Source organism: Thermogemmatispora sp. (assembly GCF_042408735.1).
In the GTDB taxonomy this organism is placed as follows: domain Bacteria; phylum Chloroflexota; class Ktedonobacteria; order Ktedonobacterales; family Ktedonobacteraceae; genus Thermogemmatispora.
The window spans coordinates 1-12,795 of sequence record NZ_JBHOQV010000094.1; the positions used below are offsets into that span (position 1 = coordinate 1).

At 63.1% G+C, this 12,795-nt stretch carries 11 protein-coding genes; 4 read left to right on the top strand and 7 right to left on the bottom strand.

Annotated elements, in window-relative coordinates; genetic code table 11:
- Both ACFMO7_RS07650 and ACFMO7_RS07655 read right to left on the bottom strand, forming a co-directional pair.
- Positions 1 to 332 (bottom strand): TetR/AcrR family transcriptional regulator (locus ACFMO7_RS07650; protein WP_376794932.1); only part of this gene is annotated, 332 nt, incomplete at its 3' end.
- Between the two features lie 902 nt (positions 333 to 1,234).
- Entirely contained in the window at positions 1,235 to 1,480 is a 246-nt protein-coding gene (locus tag ACFMO7_RS07655) for a helix-turn-helix domain-containing protein (RefSeq protein WP_376794933.1), read from the bottom strand.
- Positions 1,481 to 1,919: 439 nt separating this feature from the next.
- Here ACFMO7_RS07655 and ACFMO7_RS07660 point away from each other — a divergent pair, with 439 nt between their 5' ends.
- Complete coding sequence (locus tag ACFMO7_RS07660) at positions 1,920 to 2,303, top strand: hypothetical protein (RefSeq protein WP_376794934.1); 384 nt, start codon at positions 1,920 to 1,922, stop codon at positions 2,301 to 2,303.
- Here ACFMO7_RS07660 and ACFMO7_RS07665 read toward each other — a convergent pair.
- Positions 2,278 to 3,489, bottom strand: coding sequence for an FAD-dependent oxidoreductase (locus ACFMO7_RS07665; RefSeq protein ID WP_376794935.1), 1,212 nt, complete (start codon positions 3,487 to 3,489; stop codon positions 2,278 to 2,280). The genes ACFMO7_RS07660 and ACFMO7_RS07665 overlap by 26 nt on opposite strands.
- 448 nt (positions 3,490 to 3,937) lie before the next feature.
- On the opposite strand from ACFMO7_RS07665, the gene aroA reads away from it, so the two are divergent.
- The 3 genes from aroA (at position 3,938) to ACFMO7_RS07680 (ending at position 7,356) form a co-directional block, all read left to right on the top strand.
- Positions 3,938 to 5,305, top strand: coding sequence for a 3-phosphoshikimate 1-carboxyvinyltransferase (gene aroA, locus ACFMO7_RS07670; protein ID WP_376794936.1), 1,368 nt, complete (start codon positions 3,938 to 3,940; stop codon positions 5,303 to 5,305).
- A 78-nt stretch (positions 5,306 to 5,383) separates the two neighbouring features.
- Complete coding sequence (locus ACFMO7_RS07675; RefSeq protein WP_376794937.1) at positions 5,384 to 5,692, top strand: hypothetical protein; 309 nt, start codon at positions 5,384 to 5,386, stop codon at positions 5,690 to 5,692.
- A gap of 371 nt (positions 5,693 to 6,063) precedes the next feature.
- Entirely contained in the window at positions 6,064 to 7,356 is a 1,293-nt protein-coding gene (locus tag ACFMO7_RS07680; protein ID WP_376794938.1) for a radical SAM protein, read from the top strand.
- 73 nt (positions 7,357 to 7,429) lie between these two features.
- Here ACFMO7_RS07680 and ACFMO7_RS07685 read toward each other — a convergent pair whose 3' ends face one another.
- Genes ACFMO7_RS07685 through waaF (ACFMO7_RS07700) form a run of 4 tightly spaced genes read right to left on the bottom strand, consistent with a single transcriptional unit; the run spans position 7,430 to position 12,613 of the window.
- Complete coding sequence (locus ACFMO7_RS07685) at positions 7,430 to 8,704, bottom strand: glycosyltransferase family 9 protein (RefSeq protein ID WP_376794939.1); 1,275 nt, start codon at positions 8,702 to 8,704, stop codon at positions 7,430 to 7,432.
- Positions 8,704 to 10,143, bottom strand: coding sequence for a lipopolysaccharide heptosyltransferase II (gene waaF, locus ACFMO7_RS07690; RefSeq protein WP_376794940.1), 1,440 nt, complete (start codon positions 10,141 to 10,143; stop codon positions 8,704 to 8,706). The genes ACFMO7_RS07685 and waaF (ACFMO7_RS07690) overlap by 1 nt, the downstream gene beginning before the upstream one ends.
- A gap of 23 nt (positions 10,144 to 10,166) precedes the next feature.
- Positions 10,167 to 11,399 (bottom strand): glycosyltransferase family 9 protein, encoded by a 1,233-nt coding sequence (locus tag ACFMO7_RS07695; protein WP_376794941.1) that lies wholly within the window; start codon positions 11,397 to 11,399, stop codon positions 10,167 to 10,169.
- Positions 11,399 to 12,613 (bottom strand): lipopolysaccharide heptosyltransferase II, encoded by a 1,215-nt coding sequence (waaF, locus tag ACFMO7_RS07700; RefSeq protein WP_376794942.1) that lies wholly within the window; start codon positions 12,611 to 12,613, stop codon positions 11,399 to 11,401. Before waaF (ACFMO7_RS07700) ends, ACFMO7_RS07695 begins: the two co-directional genes overlap by 1 nt.
- Between the last annotated feature and the right edge of the window lie 182 nt (positions 12,614 to 12,795).

Consider the following 12,795-nt stretch of genomic DNA (forward strand, 5'->3'; position numbering starts at 1 on the left):
GTTCCCTGGGCCACGCCGGCGCGGGCCACGATCTCGGAGATGGTCGTTGCTTCGAATCCTTTCTCGGCGAAGACCTCGCGCGAGATCCTGAGCAATTCGGCCTTGCGTGCTTCGCGATTGCCTCGATTTGCTGCCATTCCCTTCACCTTTGTGATCTCAATAAAGCAGATCCCTTGCTGGAGGTAGTAACGGTTGACGGAATATCCGATCACAGCCATCCAGCGAACCGCTGTTGTCCTGGCCCTGGTCTCCTTTCTTCCCGAAGGGAGCTTCCCCGGGGTGGGCGTGCTGGTCGGTATCTGTTCCCTCCCTGTCCGAGGCAGGTTCATCATCCACACCAACCGTAGCCGGCGTCGGAGGTCCCCGGTATGAATCGTAGAGTAGTTGACACCTTGCCGATTGCCTGCCTGATCGCCGTCCGGCCCGGCTCCGTCAGTGTCCTCTTGCCGCCGGAGCCTGTTCGCCGAGCGATCGGCCTGGGTGCAGGTGGGCTTTGGTCGCCAAGGCTGGCAACTTCCCTTCCGCGAACGTCAGCGGTTCTTGACTGGTGATCGTTCCTTCTTTCTGTGATAGACCCGTCCTTCTGTCGAAGATGAACTGGGCCGGCTGGTCCACCACGTTCAGATGGGCAGCAGAAAAGTCCATGTCAAAGGCGATCACCTGGTTAGAGACGTTTCTGGTCCTCTCCTGTGCCTCTCTCTGGCACCGATGGACCTCCCGGGGCATGCCGATCCGGATCGCCCTGATTGATGGCAGCCGCCTGCATCCTCACCTTCTTGCTAATAGCATAGCATACAAACACGGCCATACGCCAGGCCGGGCCGGGTCCGGCGCTCTCGCGAGGCCAGGCGACGAGCGCTGTGGACCCGGCAACGAGCGCGGGAAGAAAAAACCGGTCCACCGCTCGCTCTGCGGGTCTCGGGCCTCGCCGCTTGTCAGCGAGCGAGCGGTGGACCGCAAAGGCGGACTGAGGGTGGCCGGCTCATGCTCCCTCCCCTCTCGACCTGGCCTATCCCGGTGCTCTGCAGGGGGGAGCGGCGATCGTTCTCGGTCGTGCGGCGGACAAGGCGGCCTGCCCGCAGAGTACCGAGGGAGAAGGTCAGCCTCTTGCCCAGCCTGAAGCGCTTTCAACAACGGGACGAGCGGCCCTCATTGTCCTGCGGCTCCACTGTCCTGCATGCCCTGGCCGGGCAAGGCCTGGATCCTCCTCTCCAGGGTCAGGTGTTCCATCTAGCTAGACACTGACCGCCGTCGTGCCGTGGATCAGAGCATCGAGGGTGCTCTTCTTGACGCGATAGCCTTGACGTTTCCCCCGGTGGGGAAGTAGGATAGCCTCGAGGGCGCCCGACTTGATCCAGCGCCGCACGGTGGTGTCGTCGACGCGCAGCCGCTGGGCCACCTCGCTGACGGTGAGCAGCTCGGTAGGAGGCTCCAGCTCGCGGCCTGTCATCTCCTCATGATGGGTACGGGTTCTTGCCATATGTCTCTCCTTCCTCCTGAATTCCCAAAAAGCACCTGCGGTATTCCCTGAACGGAGCAGCCTCCGTCTTACAACTAGCATACTGTAGTACGCAAAGAGGGTGTCTACCAACTGACGCCGCTCCGCGCGGCGGACTGCCGGAGGAGCGCTTCGGGAGGTCCCTGCCTGGCTGTGCGCGGCCCTGTCTGGCCTTGCCTGCCTGGCGAAACAGGGTCATGCAGGTCGGTGCCGGGCCTGCTGTGGTCAGCTTCCCTATGCTCCTCCCTTATATAATGATGATGCTCGCTTGAGATAATGCGGGTAATATGGTCTGGCAGAAAGCCAGAATTAGGCCATAGAGGCTCGTCGACGAGACCGGGAGGTGAGTAAGAAAAAGATGTCTGGCCAGTGTGCTGGCGGGACCAACTCGAACCTCGATGGAGAAAGAGGAGAGGGGCAGATGCCAGCTGAGGAGCAGGAGCAACTGAGGATTCCTTGCCGTCGGCAGGAAATACCGGCCTTCGAGGAGGAGGATGCGCGGACCTATCTCGGTGAGCATCCTCCTCTGTACACCCTCTTCGGGACCAGGCCCAAGGTGGGCAGCGTGAGCTTTCTCTCCGTCTCAGAGGTCGCGGCACGCCTGGCCCGATGGCGGCCCCGGCAGAGCCTGGTTTCCTTGCTTGGGGAGCGAGCGCTGGTCTGTCTTGTCGAGCTGAGAGGACCGTTTCAGATCCACGACCCGCTGCGGCCGCTGGGGCGCGTGGTGCCCATCTTCTCGCGCCTCTACTTGCTCTTCGATGCCAGCGATGGAAGGCTGCTTACCTGGGTGCCCGCTGATCAATAGCCCCAGGCTGGCGACTGCCCAGGGCATCGCGCTCGCGGAAGCGGGCCAGGCGAAAAGGCTGCAGCGAGACCAGCGGCTCCTCGCTGCAGATCAGGCTGCTGAGCAGCTCACCAAGCAAGGGACCGAATTTAAAGCCGTGGCCCGAGAGGCCCGTTGCAAAGACCACGCGCGGCTCATCGGGCAGGGAGTCGATAATGAAGTCGCCATCGGGACTCATGTCGTAGATGCATTTGCCAACATGGGCCAGATAGGCCCGCCGCAGGGCCGGGATCAACTCCTCCAGGTCGTGAATGGCCTGGCGAACAAGCTGCTGGCTGCGCGTGGGAGGCTCGCTTTCGTCGGGATCGATGGCCGGCCCGGTGGCATGAGAGGCCACTTTGAGCCAGGGTAGCCCCTCGCCGTTGGCGCTGTAGGTGCTGTGAATGGGCAGCCCATAGAGGTCGTTCGCCATAAAGGCGGGAAAACTATGGACGCCGAAGCTGGAGAGCGGCAACCCCCCAAAGTAGAGCAGGTATTGGCGGGTTGTCTGGACGGGCAGATGCAGCTCGCCAAGCAGCCGATGAACCCAAGGCCCGGTGGCCAGGACGATTCGGTCGGCACAGATGCTGCTTCCATCGGCCAGGCGCAGGCGCAGAGGCCGCTGTCGACCGCTGACATCGAGGGCACAGACGCGCGTTCTTTCGCAGATTTTGCCCCCCAGCTCGCTCACCAGTGCTTTGAGAGCGCGCAGGGCAGTCGAGGCATGGAGAATCCCCGCTTCCAGGTTATAGGTCAGAAGATCAAAGGCATGGGTCTCAAACTGCGGAAAGCGTCGGCGGCATTGTTGCTCGGGGAGTCGCTCTGTCGGCAGGCCCAAGGCCCGAAGGGTGCGATAGCTTTCCAGGGTAAAGCCATCGTCCTCATGGCCGAGCAGGAGTAGGCCCGTGCGCAGATAGAGTGTTCGCTTTGTGAGCTGTTCCAGTGCCATCCAGCGACTTAAACTGAGTATAACCATTTGAGAATAGAGGGAGTTAGCTCCGTATTCAAAGCGCAATAGACGCGAGGCTCCGTGAGAGGTAGAGCGCGGATGATCGACAACTTCCTGCTCCAACACGGTGACGTGCTCTATGCCTCGGGCCAGCAGCGCATAGGCCGTCGCCAGTCCCACGATCCCCGCTCCCACGATGACAAAATGGTCTTGTTTCACGATCGTCTGGCGCCTCCTAGAAATTCTGCTATATGGAATCCTAGTATAGCAGAATATACATTTTTAGTCAATTGATAGCTATGACCTTCTCCTTGTTGAAAAGATAAAATGATGCACTATAAAGTGTAGCACTGCTTGTATGTACAGTGTAATCCTTTTGTAAGGCCGGCGGAGGACATATGTCGTGCTGGCTGCCGATTACAAAGTTGCGTCGGCTGGCCTGCATGTCATCTCGCTTTGGCGCGCCTCTTGAGAAAAAGAGCGCCGACGTGATACTATCTTGCCTGAAGACAGGCTCCGACCCGCGGTCGATGCGTGGGTGTGTGGGTGGAGCTGTTGACCAAGAGAAAGACGGCTCTGCTGCGCGGCGCATGGCCAGGCTGTGCTTCCTGGTGGTGCGCATGATAAGCAAGGCAGGCAAGATGCGCGCGTGAGCCAGGCAAGAGAGATGGAACAACGAGACGCAAGAAGCACAGCGGCGGGCAAGCCGGGGCGCAGTCTCTCGATTGCGCCGACAACGTTGCTGCGGGGGGAACCGTCGTTTCCCTCTTCCAAGTACTATACCTTGCGTTACCTGTTGGCGGCAAGTCTGGCGGAGGGAGAGAGCCAGGTGCTCTTTCCTGCTCTCAGCGAAGACAGTGAGGCGCTCTTCCGTGGCTGTCGGGCCTTGGGGGCAGAGCTTACCTGGTTAGGAGCATCGGGTGAGCGCCTGCTGGTGAGGGGGGTAGGTCGGCCTCGGGCGGAGGGAGCGGTGACGATCAACGTCGGCAATGCGGGGGCGGTCCTGCGCCTCTTGCTCGGGGTGAGTGCCTGGCTGCCTCAGGTGACCTTTGTGACCGATCAGCCGCAGTCGCTGGGGCGCAGACCCAATCGCGAGCTGCTGCAGGCTCTGGAGTCGCTGGGGGTACGGGTTGAGGCTCAGGGGCCGGAGGGCTATCTGCCGATCACCCTCTATGGAGGCCAGCTACGCGGCGGGCATGTGGTGGTCTCGGGGGCGCGTAGCTCGCAGTATCTTAGCGCCTTGCTCTTTCTTGCTCCTCTGCTGACCGAACCCTTGACGATCGAGGTTGTTGACGGCTTGACCTCTCAGGTGATGGTGCTGCTGACGCTCAAGGTGCTGCGTCAGGCAGGTATCGCCATCGAGCACGATCCGGCTCTGAGGCGCTTTCGGGTGCCGGCTCCTCAGCTCTACCGCGCTGGTACCTATGTAGTGCCTGGCGATTATCCTTCGGCGGCGGCGCTGCTGGCGGCCTGTGCGGCTATGCCCGATCCCGCCAGCGAGCTCCGGCTTGGGCGCTTGCCGGCTGGCGAGGAGGACGGGGAGGCGCTGGTAGCCGCTCTGCAGTCTATGGGCTGCGACCTTCAGCGTGAAGGGGAGATGTTGCGCGTGCGCGGTGGGCGGCCCCTGCGTGGGCTGGAGATGGATGGCAGCCGGGCGATCGACTGTATTCCTGTCCTGGTGGCCCTGGCCTGCTTTGCTGAGGGGCGCAGCGTCTTCTACAATGTGGAGAATCTCCACTACAAGGAGTCAGATCGCATTAACGATCTCTGTGCCGAGTTGCTGCGTGCTGGCTGCCGGGTGACTCCCTTGCCGGACGCTATCGTGGTCGATGGCCAGCCGGAGGGCGTCGAGGGAGGGGTCTGGGTCGATGGCCATAGCGACCATCGTCTGCTGCAGGCCCTGACGATCGTGGGAATGCGCAGCCGGCGCGGGCTGAGGTTGGGCGGCGTGGAGCATATTGCCAAAAGTTTCCCTCACTTCTTCTACGAGCTGCAGCGTCTGGGGGCAGTGGTCAGTCCTGCGCTTTCGTGGTAAACTCTTGTCCAGATGGATGATAGAAAGCGTTATGTAGCTGAGTCTGCCTGAGTGTTCTAGCAGGGAAAGGACAGAGGGGTGTATCGATACAAAGGCTTTGATAGTGCCCAGTGCGGCGATAGTATCTCCGCCCTTGAGGCGGCCATCAATGCCTGGATGGAGGCCGAGCGCCCCCGCATCCGTCATGTCTGCCAGAGCGTGCTGAACAACCATATCCTGCTAAGCTTTGTCTATGAGGAGATGTCGGAGCTGGAGCAGCGCTTGCCGGCCCAGGCTCAGACCCAGGCCGGGAGCACTCACTCGCGGCTGCTGGAGCTGGATGATGAGTGCTCCGAAGGTCCTCCGACCAATCCACAGCTACCGGTGATCCCGCCGGTCGTCCACTGACCAACTCAGCTCCCCGTGCAGGGGGCTTCGCTTCGCCTCTGATACAGGGTACGCTCTCGCTCTCCGCTGCCGTCCCGCTGGACCAGGAGCGCCGTGCCGGCGCAACAACATGCGGCCTCCGGGTGGGGTGTCTCTGTCTCTGTCAGGATTGTTCTCCGCTTCCTTCTTTGCTCGCCCGCTGGCCGGGGGTGAGCGCTCCGCTCTCTGTCGCCTGCGGTGCCGGCTGGTCGGCTGGCTGTTGGCTAAGGTGGACCGTCATGATCAGCCAGATCCGGTGCTCCTGTTGGCCTGACTCATTGAAGTGACTAGCTAGTAGCAGTATATGGCTCGGCTCTTGCCCAAGTTCCGCTGAGCAGAGTCCAAGAGGTGCGATGAAGGAACCTTATCTTGTCTATACAACGGCGCGTGGGGAGGTCCTTGAAGAGCGAGGCTTGCGCGCGCTAGCTTTCGATGGGAGCCTTCTGCGGGCTGAGGAGCTGATCCCTCTTCCCGATGGGGCTACGCTTTCGATGCTTCCTGGTCGCTGGCCTGTGGGGTTGGACGCCAGCGGTCGGCCTCGCACGCTGCGGCGGCGGGGAGTCTGGGCCCTGGCGGCGCTGCTGCCGATTGGCTATACGCGCACCCATCTGCCGGCCTATAGCAAGGACCCTGATGGTGGACCCCTGCCCTTCTTTGGCTACTGTGCTGTGGCTGGCCTGAAAGGGCAGCTCTTTGTGGCGGCTCTGCGTACCGATGAGCCGCGCAAGTGGCATCCGCGGGCCTTCCCGCGCCGTACCCTGGAGCATCTTGTCCGAGAAAAGCTGGCGGCCTATCCCGATAATCGCATTGTAAAGCAGCACGCTCACTGTGCGCTGGACTACTATTGCCCTACGGCCAGCAATCTGTTTTTTGGTCGCTGGGAGATGGCTATCGCGGTTTCTCCCGGCTGCAATGCCCGCTGTGTCGGTTGCATCTCGAAGCAGGAGGAGGAGCAGCTGATTTCACCCCAGGACCGCCTGACCTTTGTGCCGACGGTCGAGGAGATTGTGGAGGTGGCGGTTCCCCATCTGGAACAGGCCGAAGAGGCCATCGTGAGCTTTGGCCAGGGATGCGAGGGCGAGCCTTTGCTGCAGTGGCGACGCATCGAGCAGGCTATCCGCGAGATCCGCCGGCGCACAGATCGCGGGGTGATCAATATCAATACCAACGCCAGCAATCCGCGCTGGTTGCAGCGTCTCTATGATGCCGGCCTTGATATGCTGCGCGCCAGCACCATCTCTGGTCGAGAGGAGACCTATATGGCCTACTATCGACCGATCGGATATACGCTCGCCGACGTCAAAGAGTCGCTCAAGCGCGCGCGTGATGCCGGCGTCTATGCCTCAATCAACCTGCTTTGCTTCCCTGGGCTGATTGACCGTGAGCGCGAGGTGGAGGCTCTGCTAGCCTTTGTACGCGAGACGGGTCTGCGTCTGATCCAACTGCGCAATCTCAATATCGATCCAGAGCTGCTTTTGCCGCGCCTGCCCGCGCTGGATTCCCTGGGCAAGGCCCTGGGCATGCGTACCCTGATCGAGATCCTGCGTCGGGAGCTGCCCGAGGTTGAGATCGGCAACTTCTCGCGCCCGGTGAGGCGTTGTAGCGGTCAGCCGGCCAGGGCGGAGAAGACGGAAGCTGGGATCTGAGCGGGGGCAGGGGCCAGCCCGTCTGTCTGGCTCGCTCTGTTCACTGCCAGCGCGAGGCTCGCGCGGCTCGGCTTCAGTGGTTCTCGCTGGAGGTGGACGGGCTGGCCTGGGAGGTGGGCTGGGGAGAGGTTGGCCGGTAGCCGGCCTGGAGCAGGAGGCTGCGCGCCGCGGCGGCCACCGGATCGACGCCGAGCTTCGCCAGGCAGTCGCGGGTGGCACAGCCCTCGGGCCTACCTAGCTCGTGGCCGCGGTAGAAGCAGGGCATGCAGGGCAGGTCGAGGCGCACGACAATGGCCTGTCGTCCCGGCACGTCGCCTGTATAGGGACCCCAGGCCCGATGATTCGAGAGGCCGAAGATGGCGACGGTAGGCGTCCCCGCCGCTGCCGCCAGGTGCATGACGCCCGCATCGTTCCCGATAAAGAGATCGACCTGCTCCAGCACCGCGGCAGTCACCTTGACATTGCCTTTGCCGGCAAAGCTGCGCGCTGGCAGGCCAGAGCGCAGCAGGCTCAGGATATGCTGATGTAGCTCGCGTTCCTCCGGTCCCCCAAGGAGAACAAGCTGCCCTCCGACCTCACGGTAGAGGGTGTCCGCCAGGTCAGCGAAGCGCTCAGGGGCCCAGCGACGGGCGGTGCTGTAGCTGCCGCTACCTGGATGCATGGCGATGATTGGGCGCGTAAAAGGGTCTGGGGCCTCATCCATGTAGAGCAGGAGGCGGGCCGCTTCCCGTTCGGCCTCACCCAGAGGGACCGTCAGGCGCCGGTCGCTGGTGTAAGCCCCAACGGCGGCGGCGACGGCCAGGTTGTAGTCGGCTTCGTGCATGGCCCCGAAGCCCTCGTCTTTGACGCGCACGTTGAGAAACCAGCCGTGGCCGTTATCTAAGCCGACGCGCCAGCGCGCTCCCGTGGCGCGTACCAGGAGCTGATGTTTCAGGCGCCCGAAGGGTAGAGTCAGGTGGTGCAGGAGAAGCACGGCGTCATAGTGGGCGTTCCGCAGGCGCTGCCAGAGTGGCCAGAGGCGCCTGAGCCGCAATGGATTGCTCAGAACCTGTCTGGGCGAATCGAAAAGGTACTTGTCAAGAACGATGATCTCATCGATGACCTCCCAGCCGGCCAGGAGATCGGCGGAGGCTGGCGTCACGAGCAAGTCGATGCGGGCCTGGGGGTAGGTCTCCCGCAAGGCCCGCAGGGCTGGTGTGGCCAGAAGCAGATCGCCAAGCGAGGCCAGCTTGATCACCAGGATCCGCGCCTTCTCCGGCAAGCGCAGCGCCGGCTCTTGCTGGCCTTGTGCCTGCGGATCGTGTTCTGTTGATGGCTCTCTCAAGGAGAGATATTGTTGCTGCTGCACTATGCTTGCTGCCCTCCTCTGGACAGGTCGTTGGGCTGGTCTTCCTTGTGGTCTGGCTGCTCTGGGCTGGCCGACGTTGATGGACGAACCAAAACGGGGGAGGCCGAGGGCGGCGCTGGCTGGCGCTCGCGAAGGCGACGCAGGGCCAGCCTGAGCACCTGCTCCACCGTGACCTCCTTCATGCACTGCACTGTATGGAAACGGCAATCGGCTGGGCTGCGGGCGTCATAGCAAGGACTGCACCAGAGGCCGCTGCGCACGATTGTCGCTTGTGGGCTGACCGGTCCGCTGAGGGCGGGATCGGTCGGGCCGTGGATCGCAATCAGGGGGACGCCGGTAGCCGCCGCGATATGCATCGGGCCGCTGTCGCCGCTGATGACCAGGTCGGCCATCTGCATCAGGGCCGCCAGTTGGGGCAGGGTAGTTTGCCCGGCCAGGTTGAGCACCGCTGTCGATCTCTCCTCCTCCAGGCGCTGCAGGATAGCCTGAATGATGGGCAGGTCGCCGCTGGCCCCCGTGAGAACCAGATGGGCCTGGGCTTCCTGAGCCAGTCCCGCCAGCAGGCGTGCCCAGTAGGGGATCGGCCAGCGTTTGGCATAGCCGTTATGTGAGGCCACGTGACAGACCACAAGTGGCCGCGAGGGCAAGCCTGTTGCTTCTGCCTGCTCGTCAGTGGCGAGAGCGGGATCGAGGCGCTTGAGCAGCATCTTGACCTCGCGCCGGGCCTCGGGATCGATGGAGAGACGCGGAAAGCGATCGTCTGCGCGCACGTTGACGCCCGCGGCGCGCGCCAGCTCCAGACAATAATCGACCTCGTGGCGACGGTCGCCAGGCTGCCAATGCCGGCCCGGAACCGGGTCGGTCATAAAACCAGGATAACCCTCGCCTGCAAAACCTACCCGGCGTCGGGCGCCGCTCAGGAGAGCCAGAAGCGCGGCCCAGGGACCGAAGACGCTCACAGCCAGGTCGTAGTGCCGGGCTCGCAGGCGGCGGAGCAGAGCGGCGGCCTCTCGCCAATTGGACCCTCGAACAAGGGCCTTAGGGCGACGCCAGATATTCGGATCATAAGTAAGAAGCTGGGCCAGAGCAGGATCGGCTCCGGCGATCGGCGCTGTCGAGGGCATGGCCAGCAGATCGATTTCCGCTTCTGGGTAGGTCCGCTTGAGTGCGTGCACCAGCGTGAGCGAGAGGACCAGATCCCCGATCAGGTCCAAACGGATAATCAGAATGCGCCGCGGCTTAAAGTGCTGCGGGTCAAGTGGCTGATAGTGCCGCACCAGGCGAGCACAGCGCAGCAGCAGGCCGTAGCTGCCCAGAACCAGGTAGATGGCTGTGAGCAGCGTGCGCTTGCTGAGCTGAATGAGTAGTTTGCGCAGACGGCGCCGGGTCGGCGGGCGCAGCGGATAGCCGTAGTCGTCGAGTTCTTCTCTTGCGGTCATAGTTCTTGCATGCCATCCCTATTCTACAACATGCGTGCTGGCAGGAGTTCTTCCACTGCCGCGAGGACGCGCTCCTCTGGAATCAGACGTACACAGGGATGCGATGGCAGGTCCTGCGGAGCGATATCGAGGCGCCCACAGGGCAGTTGCGGGCAAGAAGGACAGCGCTGGCTGGCCAGAATGACCACGTGGCGTCTGGAGTCGCCCCATGGGCCGAAGATGCGCGGGTCGGCAGGCCCATAGAGCGCCACGGTCGGCGTCCCCTGGGAGACGGCCAGGTGCAGAGGGCCGCTATCGACCCCGAGCACGAGTCGGGCGCGGCGCAGGACAGCGGCCAGCTCACCGACGCTCAGAGAGGAGAGTAAGAGAGGAGGTGGCTCATCAGCCCTGAGCTGTTGGCCGACCAGTGTGGCAATCTCCTCAAGCAGGGCCTGCTCCTGAACGGCGCCCGTTAAGACGAGGCGCAGGCCGTAGCGGCGCAGCAAGGTTAGAGCGCAGGTGGCCCAACCTGCTGGACGCCAGAGCTTCACGGCGGCACCGCTGCCGGGATGGATGACCGCAAAAGGCACCTCATCGCTCAGCCCGGCCCTGGCCAGCCGGGCCTGTGCCTGCTCTCTCTCCTGGGCTGCAGGTTCAAAGAGCAAGGGGTAGTCTGCGGGAGTGAATGGTTCCTGCAGCGGTGCCTGGCCCAGCAGCTCGAGGGCGGCGCTGGCTAAACGCAGGCTGGAGCGAGTGCTGTGCTCCCCTGCCACGAAAGGCAGGGCATGAGTCAGGAAGCGCCTGCCTGGGGACAGGTCGTAGCCCAGACGGTACGGGATGCCGGCCAGGTAGAGCAAGGCTGCCCCCCACCAGAAATCGGGACGGAAATTAATGGCCAGGTCGTAGCCTTCGCGCCGCAGCCGCCAGGCCAGGCGGAGCAGCAGCCAGTAGGGACCCAGGGCCCCCTGGGGCGCACGCCGGAAGCCAGGAAAAGCACAGGTCACAACCCGCTTCGCCGCCGGATGGCCTGCCACCACCGCCTCTGACCACGGTCCGACCAGAAACGTCATCTGGGCCGTCGGACAGCGCTCCTTGAGGGCTGTCAGAGCCGGAGTTGTCAGGATCAGATCCCCCAGATGGTCCGGCCGCATGAGCAGCAGCCGAGGAACGGCAGCCGAAGAGAGGAAGCGCCGGGCCCGTCGCCGCGCCAGCCAGGTCCCGGGCAAGCCCAAGACGTAGATCAGCAGCAGAATCGCCGCGCGCAGCAGTCCCCGCATCAGCGAATCCCTCCCCGCTCAGGACTGGGCAGTAGCTGGCGCACGGCCCGCCAGACCGTCTCTACGCTGAGGGCTTGCATACAGGTGCACTCAGGACAGGCCCGCATGCGGCCCAAGAAAAAGCACGGCTCCCCGCGCGGATGCTGCCATAGGGCTACATGGTGCGGCTCATCCAGAGGATAGGGACCATACTCCTGGGGACTGGTGGGGCCAAAGAGGGCGATGACAGGGATCCCCACAGCCGTCGCCAGGTGCATGGGGCTACTGTCGTTGCCAATGAAGAGCGCACATCGCTCGAAGATTGCCGCCAGCTCGCCAAAGCTGGTCTTGCCAGCCAGGTTGAGCACCCGACCTGCGGGGGAGCTTAGACCGGCCATCACCTCGTCGTTAAGCGCGCGATCCTCTGGCCCCCCAACCAACAAGACGCGAGCCTCCAGCTCGGCCAGCAAACGGCGAATCAGTTCGCGATAGCCCTCGACTGGCCAGCGCTTGGCAGTCAAGGTCATGCCCGGATTAGAGCCGCCGCCAGGCAAGAGCGCAACCAGCAGACCTGGCTCAGCCTCTTGTCCGTCAGCGCTCGCAAGCAAGGTCTGAGCTTTGTGTCGCTCCTCGTTCGTAGGCACAAAGCGCATATGGGGGCGCCCGAGTGGCAGGCCCAGCGCGCGCGCCAGATCTAGATACAGCTCGGCCTGATGGCGCAGCGCCGCTGGAGAGACGGGGGCGGGGACGCGGTCGGTCAGCGAGAAGCCCCGTCCCAGGCTATCCGGTCCCACGCGGCGGGGAATGCCCGCCAGCCAGGGGAGCAAAGTCAGCATGGGCGAGCGATCAAGAACCAGAGCCAGATCGAAGCGCTGTTGGCGCAGAAGGCGAGCAAAGCGCAGATAGTCCGCGAGGCGATAGCGCCCGGGAATGCCAACCGTGCCACAATCCAGGACCACATCCACGGCGGGGTGATGCTCTGGGACCACTTTCGACCAGCTACCGGCCACATAGGTAATCTGGGCCTGGGGATAGGCCGCCCGTAACACTTCCAGCAGCGGCGTCGTCATCAGCAGGTCCCCCAGGCAGCAGGGCTTAATCAAGACAATCCGGCGCGGCTCTCGCCAGGCGCTGCCCCGTAACCAGCGCTCGACGAGATTGAAACAGGCGAAAGGAAAGCGCAGCATATAGCAGAGCAGGCTCACTACATGCTGGCGCAGAGCAGCTCCATGCATAGTATTTTGGCTCGTCCTCACTTCCCATCTATGCTCATAGATGAAGCATAAGAGATATGTGGTTGGAGAGATCCGGTCATCATGCTTTTGTGCTATACTTGCATCTCTGGCGCTTCCCAAAAAAGCAGCCATCTTGTTCCCACGCGCCCGAGCGGAGCCAGCTCTGCTACTGCCTGCCTCTC